The organism is Streptomyces sp. NRRL F-5727, from assembly GCF_000719555.1.
Taxonomy (GTDB): Bacteria; Actinomycetota; Actinomycetes; order Streptomycetales; family Streptomycetaceae; genus Streptomyces.
In genome coordinates this window covers 125,105-144,320 of record NZ_JOGX01000011.1, presented here as the reverse complement: position 1 = coordinate 144,320, position 19,216 = coordinate 125,105, and the positions used below count along the sequence as shown (strand labels likewise).

General features: G+C 75.2%; 14 protein-coding genes and 1 pseudogene. 6 read left to right on the top strand and 9 right to left on the bottom strand.

The window, feature by feature from the left end:
• Positions 1-339 precede the first annotated feature (339 nt).
• The 5 genes from IF73_RS0111525 to IF73_RS0111505 all read left to right on the top strand — a co-directional run bounded on the left by IF73_RS0111525 (position 340) and on the right by IF73_RS0111505 (position 6,283).
• Positions 340-3,381: a nitrate- and nitrite sensing domain-containing protein gene (locus IF73_RS0111525; protein WP_078868018.1), complete on the top strand. Its 3,042-nt coding sequence runs from the start codon at positions 340-342 to the stop codon at positions 3,379-3,381.
• The gene (locus tag IF73_RS0111520; protein WP_051716682.1) at positions 3,378-3,902 is read left to right on the top strand and encodes a roadblock/LC7 domain-containing protein; all 525 of its coding nucleotides are present in this window, start codon (positions 3,378-3,380) and stop codon (positions 3,900-3,902) included. Before IF73_RS0111525 ends, IF73_RS0111520 begins: the two co-directional genes overlap by 4 nt.
• Positions 3,899-4,312, top strand: a complete 414-nt coding sequence (locus IF73_RS0111515; RefSeq protein ID WP_031006322.1) for a DUF742 domain-containing protein — start codon at positions 3,899-3,901, stop codon at positions 4,310-4,312. Before IF73_RS0111520 ends, IF73_RS0111515 begins: the two co-directional genes overlap by 4 nt.
• A 70-nt stretch (positions 4,313-4,382) precedes the next feature.
• Positions 4,383-5,009, top strand: a complete 627-nt coding sequence (locus tag IF73_RS0111510; protein WP_031006320.1) for a GTP-binding protein — start codon at positions 4,383-4,385, stop codon at positions 5,007-5,009.
• Between the two features lie 38 nt (positions 5,010-5,047).
• Complete coding sequence (locus IF73_RS0111505) at positions 5,048-6,283, top strand: styrene monooxygenase/indole monooxygenase family protein (protein WP_031006317.1); 1,236 nt, start codon at positions 5,048-5,050, stop codon at positions 6,281-6,283.
• Here the strand turns inward: IF73_RS0111505 and IF73_RS0111500 are convergent.
• The 4 genes from IF73_RS0111500 to IF73_RS0111485 form a co-directional block, all read right to left on the bottom strand.
• Positions 6,256-7,731, bottom strand: coding sequence for a C40 family peptidase (locus IF73_RS0111500; protein WP_051716681.1), 1,476 nt, complete (start codon positions 7,729-7,731; stop codon positions 6,256-6,258). The two genes, IF73_RS0111505 and IF73_RS0111500, sit on opposite strands and share 28 nt — an antisense overlap.
• An 89-nt stretch (positions 7,732-7,820) precedes the next feature.
• The gene (locus IF73_RS0111495) at positions 7,821-8,150 is read right to left on the bottom strand and encodes a hypothetical protein (protein ID WP_051716680.1); all 330 of its coding nucleotides are present in this window, start codon (positions 8,148-8,150) and stop codon (positions 7,821-7,823) included.
• A gap of 37 nt (positions 8,151-8,187) precedes the next feature.
• Complete coding sequence (locus tag IF73_RS0111490; RefSeq protein ID WP_031006312.1) at positions 8,188-8,910, bottom strand: TetR/AcrR family transcriptional regulator; 723 nt, start codon at positions 8,908-8,910, stop codon at positions 8,188-8,190.
• Positions 8,911-9,057: 147 nt separating this feature from the next.
• Positions 9,058-10,005: an AurF N-oxygenase family protein gene (locus IF73_RS0111485; protein WP_031006309.1), complete on the bottom strand. Its 948-nt coding sequence runs from the start codon at positions 10,003-10,005 to the stop codon at positions 9,058-9,060.
• 171 nt (positions 10,006-10,176) lie between these two features.
• Here IF73_RS0111485 and IF73_RS0111480 point away from each other — a divergent pair, with 171 nt between their 5' ends.
• Positions 10,177-11,292: a ferritin-like domain-containing protein gene (locus tag IF73_RS0111480; RefSeq protein WP_031006307.1), complete on the top strand. Its 1,116-nt coding sequence runs from the start codon at positions 10,177-10,179 to the stop codon at positions 11,290-11,292.
• A gap of 356 nt (positions 11,293-11,648) precedes the next feature.
• Here the strand turns inward: IF73_RS0111480 and IF73_RS0111475 are convergent.
• The 5 genes and pseudogenes from IF73_RS0111475 to IF73_RS0111455 form a co-directional block, all read right to left on the bottom strand.
• Positions 11,649-13,100: pseudogene (locus IF73_RS0111475) on the bottom strand (penicillin-binding transpeptidase domain-containing protein); the annotation flags it as partial.
• A complete protein-coding gene (locus tag IF73_RS0111470; protein ID WP_031006303.1) occupies positions 13,097-14,470 on the bottom strand; it encodes an FtsW/RodA/SpoVE family cell cycle protein in 1,374 nt (457 codons plus the stop codon). The gene IF73_RS0111470 and the pseudogene IF73_RS0111475, both read right to left, overlap by 4 nt.
• 172 nt (positions 14,471-14,642) lie before the next feature.
• Entirely contained in the window at positions 14,643-15,929 is a 1,287-nt protein-coding gene (locus tag IF73_RS0111465; RefSeq protein WP_031006301.1) for a sensor histidine kinase, read from the bottom strand.
• Entirely contained in the window at positions 15,926-16,675 is a 750-nt protein-coding gene (locus tag IF73_RS0111460; protein ID WP_420706550.1) for a hypothetical protein, read from the bottom strand. The genes IF73_RS0111465 and IF73_RS0111460 overlap by 4 nt, the downstream gene beginning before the upstream one ends.
• A gap of 190 nt (positions 16,676-16,865) precedes the next feature.
• Positions 16,866-19,055 (bottom strand): HEAT repeat domain-containing protein, encoded by a 2,190-nt coding sequence (locus IF73_RS0111455; RefSeq protein ID WP_078868016.1) that lies wholly within the window; start codon positions 19,053-19,055, stop codon positions 16,866-16,868.
• Between the last annotated feature and the right edge of the window lie 161 nt (positions 19,056-19,216).

The following is a 19,216-nucleotide window of genomic DNA, read 5'->3' as shown; positions in this document are numbered from 1 at the left end:
AATGGCCTGTACCAACCAGCGATGGCCCGTCCGGACGCCGGAACCGTCAGCTCCGGCGAGCTGCGGGCGGGCATCCTGCCAAAGCCCGCCCGGAAGATCCAGCCGGGGCTCCGCACATGCCCCTGGCGGCGGCCGCCGGAAGTTGTTCGCCAACTCAGGAGTGTTGTTCACTCGTTCGGGTGGCGGAGCGGCCGATGCCCGTCCCCTGCCGAGAAGCGCTGGAATGGTCGGAAGCCGTACCAGGGGTGGGGGCGGAACCTCGTGACCGGCCGTCACCTCTGCTGTGTGGCGGACGAGTCAAGAATGCGAGCACCGGTGCAGAAGAAGCGGCCTCGGAGCATGAACGGCGCGCGGAGCCAGACCCCCGGTGAGCCGTCGACCCCCGGCACCCCGCCGAACACGGGAAGTACGCCGTCCGCCGGAACCGGCACCGGAACCGGCACGCCCGTCGTCGGCGCACCCGCTGTCGGTACGCCCTCCGTCGGCGCCCCCGCTGTCGGCGCCCCCGCGCCCACCCCCGGCGGCCGTACCAAGCGCGTCCGCAACCGCCTCGTCGCCGGTGTCGCCCTCGTCGGCGTCATCGTCCTCGGCGCCGGCGCCCCCGCCGTCCTCACCGCCTCCACCGAACTGAACGAGTCCCGGCGCCTGGTCACCCTCGCCGAACTCGACCGGCAGGCCGTCACCCTCGCCCACTCCCTCGCCGACGAGCGCGACGAGGTGGTCGCCTTCGTCGCGGCCGGCCGCGACGAGCAGACCGGCCCGAAGAAGGACCGGCGGACCCTCACCCCCGCCAAGTCGACCCGGGTCGACCGCCAGATCGACGAGATCCGGTCCGCCGCCCCCGACGCGCTCCGCCGCGAACTCGCCGGCATCGCCTCCGTCCGCCGCACCGCCGTCACCGGCAAGGGCACGGCCCTGGAGGCCCACAAGGCGTACAGCGACGTCATCGCCAAGCTCCAGGACCTCGCCGACGAGCTCGCCGAGCGGACCCCGCCGCGCGCCACCGACCCCGGCCTCACCGGCACCGGCCGCGCCCCCGCCGACCTCGGCCGCGCCGTCGAGCAGGCGTCCGCCACCCGCGGCCTCCTCCTCGCCGCGCTCACCGTCCCGCAGCCCGAGCCCAGCGGCGACCTCCGCTACGACGCCACCACCGGCACCTACGTCGCCGACGAACCGGAGGGCAAGGAGGAGGCCGAGCGCGCCCGCGACCTGCTGAGCGCCGCCGCCCAGCAGGCCCGCGTCCGCGAACTCGCCGCCCTCGGCGACTTCGACCGGTCCGCCGGACCCGCCGCCCGCGACTCCCTCGCCGCGACCGTCGCCGGCCCCGAGGTCAAGACCGCCGAACTGGCCCTCGGCCGCCTCACCGACCAGCCCACCCTCTCCGAGGCCGAGACCCGCACCTCCCCGTCCGGCCTCGACTCGGCGCTCTCCGCCCGCATCGAGCAGATGCGCGGCGTCGAGTCCGCCCTCGCCGCCAAACGGGTCGAACGGCTCACCGCGCTGCGCGACGACGACGTCACCGCCCTCGAACTGCGCCTCGCCTTCCTCGGCGGCTGCCTGCTGCTCGCCGTCGGCGTCTCCACCTACGTCGCCCGCAGCCTCACCCGGCCGCTCGCCGTGCTCCGCCTCGGCGCCGCCCGGCTCGCCGCCGCACCGGACCCGGCCGCCGAGGAAGCCGTCCGCTTCACCGGCCGCAACGACGAGTTCGCCCAGGTCGTCCGCTCGCTCAACACCCTCCACGGACAGCTCGCCGCCCTCGCCGCCCACACCGGCCGGCTCACCGGCGAGCGGGCCGGCCTGGTCGCCGCCGAGGAGGCCGCCCAGGCCGAACTCGCCGCCCAGCGCGCCGAGCTCCAGGGCCGGATCGCCGTGCTCACCGCCGACCTCGAACGGCTGCGGGGCACCGTCCAGCACACCTTCGTCAACCTCTCGCTGCGCAGCCTCGGCCTCGTCGACCGGCAGCTCGGGGTCATCGAGAAGCTGGAGGAGCGCGAGCAGGACCCGGACCGGCTCGCCACCCTCTTCAAGCTCGACCACATGGCGACCGTCATGCGCCGCCACAGCGAGAACCTGCTGGTCCTCGCCGGGCACGAGCACGTCCACGGCCACACCGGCCCCGTCCCGCTGGTCGACGTGCTGCGCGCCGCCGTCAGCGAGATCGAGCGGTACGAGCGGGTCACCATCCAGTCGCTGCCCCCGCACGCGCAGCTCGCCGGTTTCGCCGCCGACGACCTCAGCCACCTCGTCGCCGAACTCCTGGAGAACGCCACCGCGTTCTCCCCGCCGGACGCCGAGGTCCAGCTCTCCGGCTGGCTCCTGGAGACCGGCGAGGTCATGCTCTCCGTCCAGGACTCCGGCATAGGGATCCCCGAGCACCGGCGCGCCGACCTCAACGCCCGCCTCGCCGCCGCCGACCCGGAGGCGTTCGAGGGCGAGGGGCTCGGCATGCGCGTCGTCGCCCTGCTCGCCGCCCGCCACGGCGTCGGCGTCGAGCTGCGCGAGCAGAAGCCGGGCGGCACCGCGGCCGTCGTGGTGCTGCCGCTGCCGCTGCTGCCGACCGCGCCGCCGGCCGCCGTCCCCGAGCCGGTACGGCTCGCGGGCACCGGCACCGTACCCGTGCTGCACCTCCCCGGCTCGGAGGCCGAGGCCAACTCCAACGCCCTGCCGTCCCGCAGCCGCGACCCGCTCGTGGAGGCGGCCGAACGCGCCTTCCGCGAGGCGGAGTCCGAGCCGGCCCCGGCGGAGCCGCAGCCCGAGCCGGTGTACGAGGCCGAGCCGACGTACGAGCCGGAGCCGGAGCCGGAGCCGACGTACGAGCCCGAGGCCGAGCCCGAGGCGTCCGCGTACGAGCCCGAGCCGGTGAACGAGCCCGAGCCCGAGACGCCCGCGTACGAGACCGAGCCCGAGGCCCCCGCGTACCAGACCGACGCGCCCGCCCCGGAGCCGTACGAGCAGCCCGTCGGGAGCGCCGGGCAGCGGCCCGCCGAGTCCGTCTCCGAGACGACCCTGCAGGTGCGGCTGCCCGACCCGCCGCCCGAGCCGGACCGTCACGAGCGGGCCGCCGAGCCGCAGGTCACGTCCGTACCGGAGCAGACCGGGCCCGTCGACGACCCGCAGGTGCCGGGACCGCGGCCCGCGCAGTGGGAGCGCGTGACCGACAAGGGCCTGCCCAAGCGGACCCCGCAGGTGGTCCGCGGCCCCGCCGCGCCCACCGCCCCCCGCCAGGGCTCGGTGGACGCCGAGGCGCTGCGCCGCCGCCTGGGCGGCTTCCACCGCGGCGCCGTGGCCGGGCGCCGCGACGTCGAGGCGGAGATAGCAGCAGGAAGCACCGCGCGCACAGAGGAGATGACGGGGGACACAGTCGAGGAGGCACGCAGTTGACCGCCACGGGAACGAGCACCACGAGCACGACCGGTACGTACGGACTGAGCACGGAGGCCCGCAACCTGCAATGGCTGCTGGGCAACCTGGTGGAGGAGGTACCCGGCGTCCGCTCGGTCGCCGTCGTCTCCTCCGACGGGCTCCTGCTGCTCTCCTCCGACCCCGACGAGCGCCCGGACCGGGCCGCCGACCTGGCCGCCGACGGGCCCGCCCGCCCCCGGGGCCCGCGCGGCTCCAGCGCCGACCTGGCCACCATCGTCTCCGGCATCGGCAGCCTCACCGTCGGCGCCGCGCGGCTCATGGACGGCGGCGGCGTGAAGCAGACCATGGTCGCCATGGAGGAGGGCAGCGTCTTCGTCATGTCGATCAGCGACGGCTCGCTGCTCGGCGTGCACGCCACCCCCGACTGCGACATGAGCGTCATCGCCTACCACATGGCGCTCTTCGTGGGCCGGGCCGGACACGTCCTCACCCCCGAAGTCCGCAGCGAGCTGCGCAAGTCGATGGAGACCCACCGGTGACCTCGCTGACCGCCGCCCACCGGCTGCCCGTGCGGGGCGAGGGACGGCGCCCCGCGCGCGTGCGCCCGTACTCGCTCACCGGCGGCCGCACCCGGTTCGGACACGTGCTGCTCGTCGAGACCTTCGTCGCCGCCCTGGAGGCGCCGATCGCCCGCAAGGTCCTCACGGACGGCGGCCACGGCGCGCGCGGGCTGATGCCCGAGATGCGCGCCATCGTCGAGATCTGCCGCCGGATGCGGACGGTGGCGGAGATCTCGGCCCTCCTCAAGATGCCGTTGGGTGTCGTCCGGGTGCTGCTCAGCGACCTGGCCGACCAGGGAAAGATCCGTGTGTACGGGACCGGTCACGGCACCGGCCAGCCCGACCGCGCGCTCCTCGAAAGGGTGCTGAGTGGACTCCGTCGTCTCTGACGCCACCGCCGTCGACACCGCCGTCGACACCCCCGCCGCCTCCCCGGCGGAGACCGTCCCCACCGCCGCCATCCCCGCCCAGCCCGGGCCCGCCACCGGGGAACCCGACCCCGAGGACGGCGCCCAGGACTGGCAGCTCGACCACTCCCGCGCCCCGATCGCGACGAAGATCGTGGTCGCGGGCGGCTTCGGCGTCGGCAAGACCACCTTCGTCCGCGCGGTCTCGGAGATCACCCCGCTCCAGACCGAGGCGCTGATGACCCGGGCGAGCGAGGAGACCGACGACCTCACCGCCACCCCGGACAAGCTCACCACCACCGTGGCGATGGACTTCGGCCGGATCACGCTCGACAACGACCTGGTCCTCTACGTCTTCGGCACCCCGGGCCAGCAGCGCTTCTGGTTCATGTGGGACGACCTCGTGCGCGGCGCGATCGGGGCGATCGTGCTCGCCGACACCCGCCGACTCACCGACTGCTTCCCGGCGCTCGACTACTTCGAGAGCTGCGGCCTGCCGTACGTCGTCGCCGTCAACCACTTCGAGGGCACCGAGCGGTTCGACCCGGAGGACGTCAGGGAGGCCCTGACGATCACCCCCGAGGTCCCCGTGGTGATCATGGACGCGCGCAAGCGCTACAGCGTCGTCGAGACCCTGCTCGCCATGGTCGAGCACGCGCTCTCCGCGACGCCCGAGTAGCCGCCCCACCCTCCCCGTTCTCGCCAGGAGCTCCACCCATGCGGAAGATACTCATAGTCGGCGCCGGACAGTCCGGTCTCCAGCTCGCCCTCGGCCTCCAGTCCCACGGGTACGAGGTCACCCTGATGTCGAACCGGACCGCGGACGAGATCCGCTCCGGCCGCGTCATGTCCACCCAGTGCATGTTCGACACCGCGCTCGGGCACGAGCGCGACCTCGGCCTGAACTTCTGGGAGTCCCAGGCCCCGAGGATCGAGGGCCTCGGCGTCTCCGTCGCCGGCCCCGACTCCGCCCGTCTCATCGACTGGGTCGGGAAGCTCGACGGCTACGCCCAGTCCGTCGACCAGCGCGTGAAGATGGCCGGCTGGATGGAGACCTTCGCCCAGCGCGGCGGACAGCTCGTCATCCACGGCGCGGCCGTCGGCGACCTCGACTACTTCGCCCGCCGCTACGACCTGGTGCTCGTCGCCGCCGGCAAGGGCGAGCTGGTCTCCATGTTCGGCCGCGACGCCGACCGCTCCCCGTACGCCGAGCCGCAGCGCGCGCTCGCCGTCGCGTACGTGCACGGGCTCGGCCCGCGCCCCGAGCACCCCGACTTCGACGCGGTCCGCTGCAACCTCGTGCCCGGCGTCGGCGAGCTCTTCGTGATGCCGACCCTCACCCTCGGCGGCCGGGCCGACATCCTCTTCTGGGAGGGCGTCCCGGGCGGCCCCGTCGACGCCTTCCAGGGCGTCAAGGACCCCGCCGAGCACCTGGCGCTGACGCTGGAGCTGATGGAGAAGTTCCTGCCCTGGGAGTACGCGCGCGCCACCCGGGTCGAGCTGACCGACGCCGGCGGCACCCTCGCCGGCCGGTACGCGCCGACCGTCCGCAACCCGATCGGCCGGCTCCCCGGCGGCGGCCTGGTCCTCGGCGTCGCCGACGTCGTCGTCGCCAACGACCCGATCACCGGCCAGGGCTCCAACTCCGCGTCCAAGTGCGCCGCCGCCTACCTCGCGGCCATCGTCGAGCACGGCGACCGGCCCTTCGACGAGGAGTGGATGCGGTCCGCGTTCGACCGCTACTGGAAGACCGCCGAGCCGGTCACCAAGTGGACCAACGCCATGCTGGCGCCGCCGCCGGAGCACGTCCTGAACCTGCTCGGCGCGGCCGGACAGCTCCAGCCGGTCGCCGACCGCTTCGCCAACGGCTTCGACGACCCGGCCGACTTCGAGGACTTCTTCTTCGACCCGGAGAAGGCGTCCGCCTACCTGGCGTCCGTCGCCGGAGCCTGACCGCCGCCGCCCCACCTCGTGCCGGACCCCCTGTCGTACCCCTCGTCCGAGCCCTCCCGGGCGCCCTCCGGGAGGGCCGGCGGGGTGTACGACGCCAGGGCCGTGCCGCCGGGATCCGGCCGTACGGCCCCGAGCAGCGGGTTCGCCGCGAGGGGGGAGACCTTCACCCGCCCGCCCGGCCGCGGGGCCTGCACGACCAGGCCCTCACCCAGGTAGAGGGCCACGTGCGTGGCGCCGGGGAAGTACACCACCAGGTCCCCGGGCCGCAGCTCGCCCAGCGCCACCCGGGGCAGCTCCGCCCACTGCTCCTGGCTGGTGCGCGGGATCTCCCGGCCGGCCGCCGCCCACGCCCGCTGCGTCAGCCCCGAGCAGTCGTAGCTGTCCGGGCCCTCCGCGCCCCACTCGTACGGCTTGCCCAGCTCCCCGACGGCGAAGGCCAGCGCCTCCGCGCCCGCCCGGGACGGGGTGAGGGCGGGGTCGAGGACGCCCGAGTCGAGGAGTTCGCGCTGGGCGCCGGCCGTCTCGGCCCGCTCCAGCTCGGTCAGGCGCGCCAGCTGCTCGGCGGAGAGCGAGGCGAGCAGCCCCTCGACCTCGGCGAGCTTCCGCCGCACCTCGTCCCGCCGGGTCCGCTGCCGGGTGGCGAGCGTCTTCTGCCGGCCGAGCGCGGTGCGGGAGGCGGCGGCCAGCGCGGCGGCCCGGCGCTCGGCGGCCTGGAGCCGGGGCACGGCGGAGGCCCGGTCGCGGGCCGTGCGGTCCATCAGATGCCGGGCGTCGAGGGCCGACTGGGGGTCCGGGGCGAAGAGCAGCCGCAGCGGGGAGGCGAAGCCGGTGCGGCCCTGGTACTGCTCACGGGCCAGCCGCCCCGCCTCGGCCCGGCCCCGCGCGAGCGCGGTCCGGGCGGTCTCCAGGTCGGCGGTGACCCGCCGGGTGGCGGTGTTCTGGAGCCGCAGCGCCTCCTCGGCGGCGTTGAACCGCTCCGTGGCCTCCTCGGCCTGCCGGTAGAGGGTGCGGAGCCGTGTGAGCAGCGTCGCCACGGAGTCCCCGCCGGAGGGCGCGAGCGCGGCGGCGTCGTCGGCCTCCGCGGCGGGAGCGGCCTCTCCGGCGGGAGCGGCTGCCTCGCCGGGCTCGGCTGCGTCTGCCGGTCCGGCTTCCGCGTCCGGTCCGGCTTCTCCGTCCGGTCCGGCTTCTCCGTCCGGTCCGGCTTCTCCGTCCGGTCCGGCTTCTTCGTCCGGTGGGGTCTCCGTGTCCCGTGCGGCGGCCGCCGCCGCGTCCGGGTCCACCGGTCCGACCGGTTCCGCCGCCGGGTCCGCCCAGGCGATCGGCGCCGATTCGGCGGGCGGGTCCGCCGGCGGACCGGGCGGTACGGGCACGGCCGCCGCCGTGCCGGTCAGGGCCGTCAGCGCGGCCAGCGCTCCCGTACAGACCGTGCGCAGCAGCCTTCGCGACACGTCACCACCACCTCCAGAGCGGGCTCCGGAGGCATCATGGCGCGTCGATTCATCCGATTACCGTACGAAGCGGGGCGCGCCCTCCCGACTCACCCGTTCGGCTCTCCGGGGGACCGCCCGGGCTCCTCGGGCCCGTCGGGACCGTCGGGGCGGGGGGTCGGCTTGGACCACGGCCACTTCAGCTCGCGCCGCTCGCGGCCCTCGGGGGCGTACTCGTAGACCCAGCCGCGCTGGAGGCCGAGCCGCTTGGTGTGGCCCGCGGGCTCGCGCCGGTACGTGTACAGCATGGGCGGCCGGCCGTCGTGGGCCGGCACCGGCACCTCGTACCACTTCGGCGGGTGGCCGGTCGCGCCGAGCAGGATGGGCAGCACCCGCCCGTCGAGCGGGCCGCCGCGGAAGGGGGTGTTCTCGCTTCTCACCCCACCAGTCTCTCCCGGCCGCCCCGGGCGCGGGCGGTCAGAGCAGGTGCGCCGCCTCGCCGGCGAGCGGCGCGAGACGGCGGGCGAGACCGGCGACCGGACCGTCGGGGGTCTCCTGGGCGAGCAGCCGCCGGACGACCTCCGCGGTCTCGGGGTCGCGCGCGGAGCTCGCGGCGAGCAGCGCGACGAGATGGTCGACCAGCCAGTCGCGCAGCTCGCCCGCGTCCGGCCGCTTGCCGTCGCCGAGCCAGAGGAGGGAGGCCGCCTCGACGGCCGCGATCCAGGTGCGGACCAGCATCCCGAGCCGCCCGCCCGGCCGCTCCACGCCCAGGTGCAGGAAGATCTGCCCGGCCGCGGCCCGCCGCACCTCGTCCACGATCGCGGCCGTGTGCGCGGTCTCGACGACGCTGCCGCCGCGCAGCAGCGCGCTGAAACCGGCGTCGTGGCCGTCCACGAAGGCCAGGTAGCGGTCGAGGACCCGGCCGAGCCGCTCGGTGGGCGGGCCCTCGGCCGGCTCGGCGAAACAGCGGTGCAGGGCGTCCGCCGAGGAGCGCAGGGCGGCCTCGTACAGCTGCTGCTTGCCGCCGGGGAAGTAGCGGTAGACCAGCGGCCGGGAGACCCCGGCGGCCTCGGCGACGTCGTCGAGCGACACGTCCTCGGGGGCCCGGTGCGCGAAGAGCCCGAGCGCGGCCTCCAGGAGCTGGCCGCGCCGCTCCTCGACGCTGAGCCGGCGGTACGCGGGGGAGGCGGCGCTCGTCATGCCCGCAGCGTAACCCCGGTACCGCCCGCTCCGGCGCCCCGGCCGGAAGCCTGCCCCGGTACCGCTCCGGACCGTGGCCGGAACCCGCCCGGTGCCGCTCCCGTCCCTGGCCGGAAGCCGCCCCCGCCGTCCCGGCGCACCCTCCCCTCAGGCCAGCAGTCCCGACGAGCGCCACAGCCGGCGGCCCGGGCCGCGCAGCACCCCGATGTCGTCGAGGAAGTCCGTCAGGCGCCGGGCGCCGCTCTGCATGACCTCCCGCCGGTGTCCGCTCGCCCGCACCTGGGCGACCGCCTCCCGCCGGTCCAGGCCCACCGCGTCGTACACCGCCGGGTTGACGAAGCAGGTGGAGAAGACCCGGGCGGCCTCTCCGCAGCTGAGCCGGGTGAACTCCCGCTCCCAGCGCGGCGCCGTCACCATCTGCCGGCGCAGCTCCTCGCGGGCGTACCGCACGTGCCGGGCCTCCTCCACCACATGGATCCGGGTGACCCCGCGCACCAGCGGCTGGACCCGCTCGTCCGGGAAGGTCAGCCGCTGCATCCAGTCGAGGATCTCCTCGCCGAGCAGGGTGGCGGCGAAGGAACCGGGGGTGGTGGAGACGGTCTTCAGGACGCGCCCGAGGTTGTGGTAGACCCGCGGCACCGGGTACTCGCCGGTCCCGCTCTTGCGGATCAGCCGGGCGAACATCATCGAGTGGCGGCACTCGTCGGCGATCTCGGTGAGCGCGTACCCCACGTGATGGCTGGTCAGCGACTTGTCGTAGATGTGCCGGACGAGCAGCTGCATCAGGATGACCTCGAACCAGATGCCCAGCGAGGCGAGCGAGGCGGCCTCGTGGCGGGAGAGGGCGATCCGCTGTTCCTCGGACATCCGGTGCCACAGCGGGGTGCCGTGGAGCGAGACCAGCTCCGGCGGCCAGTACCACTTCCCGTCCTCGAACGGCGCGTCCCAGTCGAGTTCGGTGTCGGGGTCGTGGGAGTGCTTGCGGGAGGACTCCAGGAGCCGTTCGGCGAGCCGCTCGCGGTCGCGGAGCGGCCCCAGGGCGTCCCGCAGCAGGGTGAGGTCGGGCTCGGTGAAGGGGCTCGTGGCGCGGCTCATGGCGGGGACACCTCGCTGGCGGCGGGTTCGGGTTACCGTCGGTCACTCGCTATCAGACTGCCCGTCAGCAAGCCCGTCAATCCCTCGTGTACGACTTGTTGACGCTTCGTCCAGCAACGTGTGAGCCTGCTGGCGACGGCTGACGTGCCGTCAGGCCGGAAGGAGTGGTCGATGTCGACCCACGAGCTCTACGTGAACCCCCCGTCCGGACCCGGCCGGGAGATCCCGGCCACCGGAGAGGCCCGCTTCTCCTGGGAGTACGACATGGCCGACGCCGGCCGTGACCGGCTCCTCGCCCTCTACCAGAAGGGCAAGGACAAGCAGTGGGACGGCGCCCGCCGCATCGACTGGGAGCTGGAGGTCGACCCGTACGACCCGCTCGGCACCCCCGACGAGGCGCTCGCCCTGTACGGCACCCGGCACTGGGCCAAGCTCACCGAGAAGGACAAGGGCGAGCTGCGCCGGCACTACGCCTCCTGGAACTTCAGCCAGTTCCTCCACGGCGAGCAGGGCGCCATGGTCTGCGCCGCCCGGATCGTCGAGTCCGCGCCCGACCTCGACGCCAAGTTCTACTCCGCCACCCAGACCATGGACGAGGCCCGGCACGCCGAGATCTACGGCCGCTTCCTGCACGAGAAGATCGGGATGCTCTACCCGATCAACGACCACCTCCAGTCCCTCCTCGACGACACCCTCCGCGACTCCCGCTGGGACATGCCCTACCTCGGCATGCAGGTGCTCATCGAGGGCCTGGCCCTCGCCGCCTTCGGCATGATCCGCGACACCACCGACAAGCCGCTGCCGAAGCAGATCCTCGCGTACGTCATGCAGGACGAGGCCCGGCACGTCGCCTTCGGCCGGATGGCCCTGCGCGACCACTACAAGCAGCTCACCGACGCCGAACTGCGCGAACGCGAGGAGTTCGTCATCGAGGGCTGCTACCTGATGCGGGACCGGCTGCGCGGGGTCGAGGTCCTGGAGAGCTTCGGCGTCGGGCGGAAGGAGGCGGAGGAGTACAGCGAGCAGAGCGAGTTCCTGCACCTCTTCCGGAAGCTGCTCTTCAGCCGGATCGTGCCCTGCGTCAAGGACATCGGCCTCTGGGGCGAACGCCTCCAGCGCGCCTACCTCGACATGGGCGTCTTCGACCTCGGCGACTCCAACCTCGACCTCCTCATGACCCAGGACGAGGAGATCGCGGAGCGCCTGGACGCGGAACGCTTCGCGGCGGAGGAGCGCGAGCGCGTGGCGGAGGTGGCACGGGCGGTCGCGGACGGCGCGGCGGAGTAGGCCCCTCACCGCGCCGGCGGTCCGCGGCGGGGCGGGTGACTGGTGCGCCGCGCGGGTGGGGCGGGGCGATACCCGGCTCAGCCCGTCCCGCCGGTCCCGCCCGTCCCGCTGGTCCCGCCGGTCCCGCCCGTCCCGCTGGTCCCGCCCGTCCCGGGCGCTCCGCGGGGCGCGGGCGGGGTGGCCGCTCGGCCCCCGGCGGGGCGGGTGACCGGTGCCTTCCGCGGGTGGGGCGGGGGTGTGGCCTCCGGCGCCCGGCCGCCGGGCGGGCCGGCGGGGCGGGGTGCCTTCGTCTGCGGGGCCGGCGCCCGCGCGCCGCGCGGTCCCGGCGTGCCGGACGCGCGCGCCTCCGCCTCCAGGCGGAGCGCCTCCCGCATCACGTCCCGGGCGATCGGCGCCGCGCTGCCGCCGCCGCTGATGTCGGTGCGGGACGCCTCCGCGTCCTCCACGACCACCGCCACCGCCACGGCCGGCCGGCCCGAGTCCTCCGCCTGCGCCCAGGCGATGAACCAGGCGTACGGGGTCCCCGTGTTGCCGAGGCCGTGCTGCGCGGTGCCGGTCTTGCCGCCGACCCGGGCCCCGGGGATCGCCGCGTTCGACCCGGTCCCCTCGTCCACCGCCCTCACCATCAGCCGCTGGAGCTGGAGCGCGGTCGACGGGCTCATCGCCTGCCGGTAGGTGCGGCGCGGGGTGCGGTCCACGGTCGTGCCGCCGGAGGTCGTCGTCCGGTCCACCAGGTACGGCTGTGCGATCTCCCCGGTGTTGGCGACCGCCGCCGCCACCATCGCCATCTGGAGCGGGGTCGCCGTGGTGTTGAACTGCCCGATCGACGACAGCGCCAGCTGGTCCGGGCTCATGTCGCGGTCGAAGTTGGACTTCGCCACCCAGGACGGCACCCGCAGCGTCGTGTCGTCGAAGCCGAACCGTTCCGCCGCCTCCACCATCCCGGCCAGGCCCACGTCCACGCCGAGCCCGGCCATCACGGTGTTGCAGGACCACTGGAGGGCGTACGCGAGAGAGGCGTCCTCGCAGCCCCGGGCCGCGTTCGGCAGCACCTGCCGGGTGCCGGGCAGCACGAACGGGTCCGGCGTGTCCGTCGGCGCGTCCACGTCCCGCACCACGCCCGCGTCCAGCGCCGCCGCCGCCGTCACGATCTTGAAGGTGGAGCCGGGCGGATAGGTCTGCCGCAGCGCCCGGTTGAGCATCGGCTGGTTCGGCGAGGTGGTCAGCCGGGTCCAGGCGTCCTTCACGTCCGGGCCGTTGCCGGAGAGCACGCCGGGCTCGTACGAGGGGGAGGAGACCAGCGTCAGGATCCGCCCGCTCGACGGTTCGAGCGCGACGACCGCGCCGCGCTTGCCGCCGAGCCCCCGGTAGGCGGCCTCCTGCATCGGCGCGCGGATCGTCGTCACCACGTCGCCGCCGGGGGAGCGGCCCCGGGTGAGGTCGTTCCACAGCGGCAGCGGCGCCAGCATCGGGTCGGTGCCGGCGAGGATCCCGTCCTCCGCGTGCTCGACCATCGTGGTGCCGTACGTCTGGGAGGCGTAGCCGGTCACCGGCGCGTACAGCGGGCCCCGGCGGTAGGTCCGCTCCCAGCGCAGCTGCTGGCCGCTGTCCCGGGAGCCGGTGACCGGCTTCCCGTCGACGACGATCTCGCCGCGCGGCTCGGCCCAGCGGGCGATGGCGCTCCGCCGGTTGGCCGGGTTCGCGTCCAGCTCGCCGGCCTCGACCAGCATCACCCGGGCCGCGTTGACCAGCAGCGCGGCGAGCAGCAGCAGACAGAGCGCGGCGGCCCGCCGGATGTACCGGATCACCGGCCGGCCTCCACCCGGGCCGGCTCGCCGGTCTCGGCGGCCTCCGGCTGCGGGGCCCGCGCCGAGTCGCTGACCCGGATCAGGAGGGCGACGATCACCCAGTTGGTCACCACCGACGAACCGCCCTGCGCCAGGAACGGCATCGCCATGCCGGTCAGCGGGATCAGCCCCATCACCCCGCCCGCGATCACGAAGACCTGGAGCGCCACGATCGACGCCAGCCCCACCGCGAGCAGCCGCCCGAAGGGGTCCCGCAGCGCGAGCCCGGCCCGGTAGCCGCGCGCCACGAAGAGGGCGTACAGCAGGAAGAGCGCGGTGAGCCCGACCAGCCCCAGCTCCTCGCCGGCCGTCGCCAGGATGAAGTCCGACTTGGCGGCGAAGCCGATGAGGACCGAGTGGCCGAGGCCGAGGCCGGTGCCGAGCATCCCGCCGGCGGCGAAGGCGAAGAGCGACTGGGCGAGCTGCCCGGGCCCGTCCCCGGCCCGGATGGAGGCGTACGGATCGAGCCAGTCCTCCACCCGGCCGTGCACGTGCGGCTCGACGGAGCCGATGAGAAACGCCCCGGCGGCGGCCAGCAGCAGCCCGATCGCGATCCAGCCGGTGCGCCCGGTGGCCACGTACAGCATGATCACGAAGAGGCCGAAGAAGAGCAGCGAGGTGCCCAGGTCCCGCTCCAGGACGAGGACGCCGACGCTGAGCAGCCAGATCGCCACGATCGGCCCGAGCACCCGCCAGGTGGGGAACTGGAACCTCCAGATCCGGCGCCCGGCGTAGGCGAGCGCGCTGAGGTTGGCGGAGAGGTACGCGGCGAAGAAGACCGCCAGCAGGATCTTCGCGAACTCGCCCGGCTGGAAGGAGAGCCCGCCGATCCGGATCCAGATCCTGGCCCCGTTCACCGCCGGGAAGAAGATCGGCAGGATCATCAGGGCGAGCGCGGCGGCCACGGAGACGTACGCGTACCCCCGCAGGGCGCGGTGGTCGCGCAGCACGAGGACGACCACGATGAAGAGCGCGACGCCGAGCGTCGACCACACCAGCTGGGTGGTGGCCGCCAGGTCGTGCGGGGTCTCCAGGTCCAGCCGGTAGATCAGCACCAGACCGAGCCCGTTGAGCAGCAGGGCGATCGGCAGCAGGAGCGGATCGGCGTACGGGGCCCGGAACCGCACGGCGAGGTGCGCGAGCAGCGCGAGGAGCCCGAGCCCCGCCCCGTACCGGGCGGCGTCCGGCGGCACGGCCCCGTCGTGGGCGAAACCCACCTCGGCGTAGCCGCAGACGGAGATGAGCACGGCGCCGAGGAGCAGCACCAGTTCCACCCCGCGCCGCTTCCGGCCCCGGACACCCGGCGGCGGCGCGGCCGGGGGCGCGTCCATGGTCCGAGGTGCGGTCATGGTCGGCAACGTAGCAAGCCGTATGCCGTATGTCCCTTTTGTGTGACGGTGTGCCGTGCGGGCTGTTCACGTGGTGCGGGCTGCTCATGTGGTGCGGGCTGTTCATGTGGTGCGGCTGTTCACGTGGTGCGGGCCGTTCACGCGGCAGGGGCGTTCATCCCTCCGGGCCGTCGTCCGTGAGCCGCACGTACTCCGGCAGTCGGATCCGTGCCTCGGCCCCGCCCTCCGGGGCGTCGGCGAAGACCAGCTCCGCGCCGATCACCTCCGCCTGCCCCACCGCGATCGTCAGCCCGAGACCGTGTCCCTTGCCGCCGCTCTCGGTGCGGAAGCGCTGCGGGCCGGAGGTGAGCAGGTACTCCGGATAGCCCGGCCCGTGGTCCCGCACCGCCACCACCGGCCCGTCCACGGTCACCACGACGGGCGCGCGGCCGTGCCGGTGCGCGTTGGCGACCAGGTTGCCGAGGACGCGTTCCAGGCGCCGCCGGTCGGTCTCGACCTCCGCGTCCCGGACGATCCGCACCGCCGTGTCGGTGCCCGAGGCGCGCACCACCCGCTCGACCAGCGGCCCGAGCTCGTGCACGGCCAGATCGACGGTCTCGTTGCGGGCGTCGAGCCGGGAGATCTCCAGAAGGTCCTCGGTCAGCCCCCGCATCGCCCGCACCCGGTCCCGCACGAGCTCGGCGGGCCGCCCCTCCGGCAGGAGTTCGGCGGCGGCCGACAGCCCGGTCAGCGGGGTCCGCAGCTCATGGGCCACGTCGGCCGTGAAGCGCTGCTCGCTCTGGAGCTTGCGCTGGAGCGAGGAGGCCATGGTGTCGAGCGCCCCGGAGACCGTCGCCACCTCGTCCTGCGGGCGCCGGGGGTCCTTCGTGCGGGGGTCGTCCACGCGCGCGTCCAGGTCGCCCGCGGTGATCCTGCGGGCCACCTGCGCGGTGGCGTGCAGCCGCCGGGTGACCCGGGTGACGGCCAGGACGCCGACCGCCAGGGTCGCCGCGATGGCGAGGACCGACGAGCCGACGATCGACCGGTCCAGGGCGTCGATGGTCCCCGCGCCCACGCTGTGGTCGACCCGGACGGCGAGGGCGTGCCCGTCCGCCGGGCCCGCCGCCCACATGGTGGGCCGGCCCTCGTGGTCGGCGATCATGGTGCCGCGCTCGCCGCGCGCCGTCAGCCGCCGCAGCGGTTCCGGCAGCCCGTCCGGGTCGAGCCCGGCGAACGGCGGCAGCGGCTCGCCCGCCTCGTACACCCGGGTGACCTCCACCAGCCGGGCCAGCGCCTTCTCCCGCGCGTCCCGCTCGGTCTGCCGGGTCACCGAGACGTGCACCAGCGTGCCGAGCAGCGCGGCGAGCGCGCAGCACATCACGGCGATGAAGACGGCGGCCTTCCAGGTGAGCGTCGCGGTCCAGGCGGGCGCCCGGGGCCGGCGGGCGCGGCGCGCGGTCACGGGGCGGGCTCCGAACGCGGGGAGGCGCGGCGGGGAGCCGCGGACGGCGTGCGTACGGGCACGATCTCGTCGCGCGCCGGGAGCATGCTGTGCTGCCGCTCGTCCCACGACCAGGCCGTGCGGTACTCGTACCCCGGGATCCCGGCCGAGGCGGCCCGCACGATCAGGTCCCGGCCGGCCAGCTCCACGCTGATCACCTGCTCGACGGTGGACATCACCCGGGTGAGCCCGCCCCGCTCGGCGAGGTACACCCGGACGGCGACCTGCTGCTCGGGCATCCGGATCCCGACGATCAGCTCGTCCCGGCCGTTCCCCGTGAGGTCCCGGTAGTACGGCGACAGCACCGGGCAGGCCGCCGGCGCGGTGTCGCAGGCGAGGATCGCCCGGGCGGTCTCCTCGTACATCCCGTCGCCGCCGGTGTACGTGTCGGGGTGGGCGGCCACCTCGGCCCGGACCACCGCGACCGGGTCCACGGTCCGCACGTCGGCGCCGCGCACGACGATCCCCGGCACCCGGGCGGTGTCCGTCTCCCCGTAGTCGACGGGCGGGTCCGAGGCGGGCGGCAGCTCCGGCCAGAGCCGCACCGGCCCCACCGCCGTCTCCACCGGGCCGTCGCTCTTGAGGCCGCCCTCGCCGCCGCAGCCGGCCGTCGCCGCGGCGATCGCGGCGACGGCGGCGAGGGTGCGGGCGGCGGTGCGGACGCTCACGGGGCTCCCGGGTCGGAGGGACGGTCTCGGAAAGACCATATGTCCAAATGGAGAAGGACATCCCTCTTCGGGGTGTGGGCCTCGGTCTCCGGGGTGTGGGCCTCGGCCTTCGGGGTGCGGGCCTCGGCCTTCGGGGTGTGTGGGCCTCGGCCTTCGGGGTGCGGGCCTCGGCCTTCGGGGTGTGTGGGCCTCGGCCTTCGGGGTGCGGGCCTCGGCGGCCCCGCGCCCGTCAGGCGCCGTCCGGGTCCCGGCCCCCCGGGCGGTCCGTGTCGGCCAGGGGCCGGGCCTCCTGCCACGGGGTCCGCCGCTCCATGCGGGCCAGGGCCGCCCGGCACAGGGTCAGGAGCTTCTCGTCCTGGTGGATGTCATGGCTGCCGGAGGCGCCCTCCCGGGCGTTGTGCCGGCGGCGGCGGGTCAGCTCGGTGAGGATCGACAGCTGGGCCTCCGCCGCCGCGGGACCCATCTCGGCGAGGCACTCGGCGATGTCCACGCGCGCGTGCCGGTTCTCCTCCCAGGCCGCGAGCAGCACCGGCAGCGTCCGCTCCGTCTCCCCGGACACCCGCCACAGGGCCGCCGCGCACCGCACCCGCTCCCACAGGTCACGCGAGGTCAGCCCCGGCCGCAGCGCCCGCGCCGCCCCGGCCGCCGCCGGGCCGATCGCGCCCAGCGCCTGCGCCGCCGCGCACCGGTCGGCGCCCGACGCACCCGGCCGCAGCCACCGCACCAGCACCGGCACCACCGCGTCCGCGTCGCCCTCGACCTCCCACAGGGCGCGCGCCGCCGTCGTGGAGACCGTCGCCGAGTCCGCGGCCAGCAGCTCCCGCAGCTCCGGTACGGCCTCCCGGGCCGCGGGCCCGAACGCGCCGAGGGTCCGCGCCGCCGCCTCCCGCACCCACGCGCGCCGGTGCTCCGGCGCCCCGCGCAGCAGCCGCAGCACCTCCGGCAGCGCCTGGCCGCCCCGCACCGCCGCCAGCGCGTACAGCAGCGGCGCCGCCCGCTCGTACAGGTCCTCGTCCAGCTCGACCGCCGCCAGCCGCCGCCGCAGCAACGGCGCGAGGCCCGCCGCGGCCGGCCCGAGCCCGTCGACCGCGTACAGCAGCTCCCGCCGCACCTCACCCCGGCCCTCAAGAGCCCGCGCGAGCAGCGGTACGGCACGGGCGTCGCCACTCCGCGCCAGCGCCAGCAGCGCGCCGTCCCGCCCGGTCCTGCCGGTCAGCTCCGCCAGGCCGCCGGGCGCCGCGGGCGCCCCGCCCGGCCCGCGCGCCAGGACGCCCGCGAGCGCGTCGGCCGCCGGGGCCGCCCGCTCGAAGAGCCGCTCCAGGAAGGAGATGGCGGCCTCCCGGAGCCGCGCGTCGGGATCGGCGAGCTGCTCGCCGACGAGCCGTACGACCTCCTCGTACCGCCCCCGCCAGAGCCGTATCAGCCCGCCGCACAGCCAGATCGCGTCCGACCGCTGCCCCGGGTCGGGGCTGCGCAGCTGCGCCGTGATCAGCGCGATCCGGTCGTCCACCCGGTCGTCCAGCGCGCCGTGCAGGGTCCGCAGCAGCTCCTCGGTCCACGGCGTCCGCCGCCCCGCCGCATGCTCCTCCAGGAGTTCGCGGACCTGCCCCACGAGCGTCACCGGCATCCGCGCGGGACCCGGCTCGCCGCCCCCGTCGTCCGGCTCCGGCGCCGTCCGGATCTCCTCCAGGAGCTCCGTCACGCGCCCCACGATGTCGTCCGGGATCCGGCCGGGGCAGCACCGCGCGAGCTGTGCGAGGGCCGCGAGCCTCAGCCCCGGGTCGTGGGCCGCCCGCGCCAGCCAGGCCAGCCAGTCGACCGTCTCGGCGCAGAGCGAGGCGTGCCGCAGCGCGATCCGCCCCACCGCCTCGACCAGCGCGAGCCGCACCTCCGTGTCCGGCTCCACGGTCAGCCGCTCCCGCAGCAGGGTCAGCACGCGCGCGGGGTCCGGGTGCAGCGACGCCAGCGCCACCGGCGCGGCGAGCCGCACCTCCGGGTCGGCGTCGTCGACCAGACCGAGGAAGACGTCGGCTCCGGCGGCGACGGCCGCGGCCGCCATCGCGAAGTTCGCGGCCGGGACGAACCCGTCGTCGTCCACACCCGTCCCGGCCGGCCCGTCCAGGTCGTCGTCCTCGTCGTCGAGCTCGATCCCGCCGATGCTGGTGAGCAGTTCGACGATGCCGCCGCGGTCCTGGACGGCGGGATCGGCGACCAGTTCCAGGAGGAAGGGGATGCAGGCGAGGGTGGAGTCGTACACGTCGCCCTGGTGGTGGACCGCCCCGTACATGCCGTCGAGGCCGGCCTCCCGCTCGGCGGGGTCGGGCGAGGCGAGACCGCGGAGCAGTGCCGGCACGTCGTCCGCGGGGCCGTAGGCGTGCCCCAGCGAGGCCCAGTCGACCTCCTCGATCCCCGTCAGCATTGCCCGGCCGCCTTCCCCGTGAGCCCTCTACCAGGCAGCAAGTGTGCACCACAGGAAGGACATCGACGCCGAACCGGCGCCACCCACCCCACGACCGGCGAGTGTTGCGCTCGGTTTGCGCCATGTACGGTGCGAGGACCCGCCGTTGTCGACGAAAACAC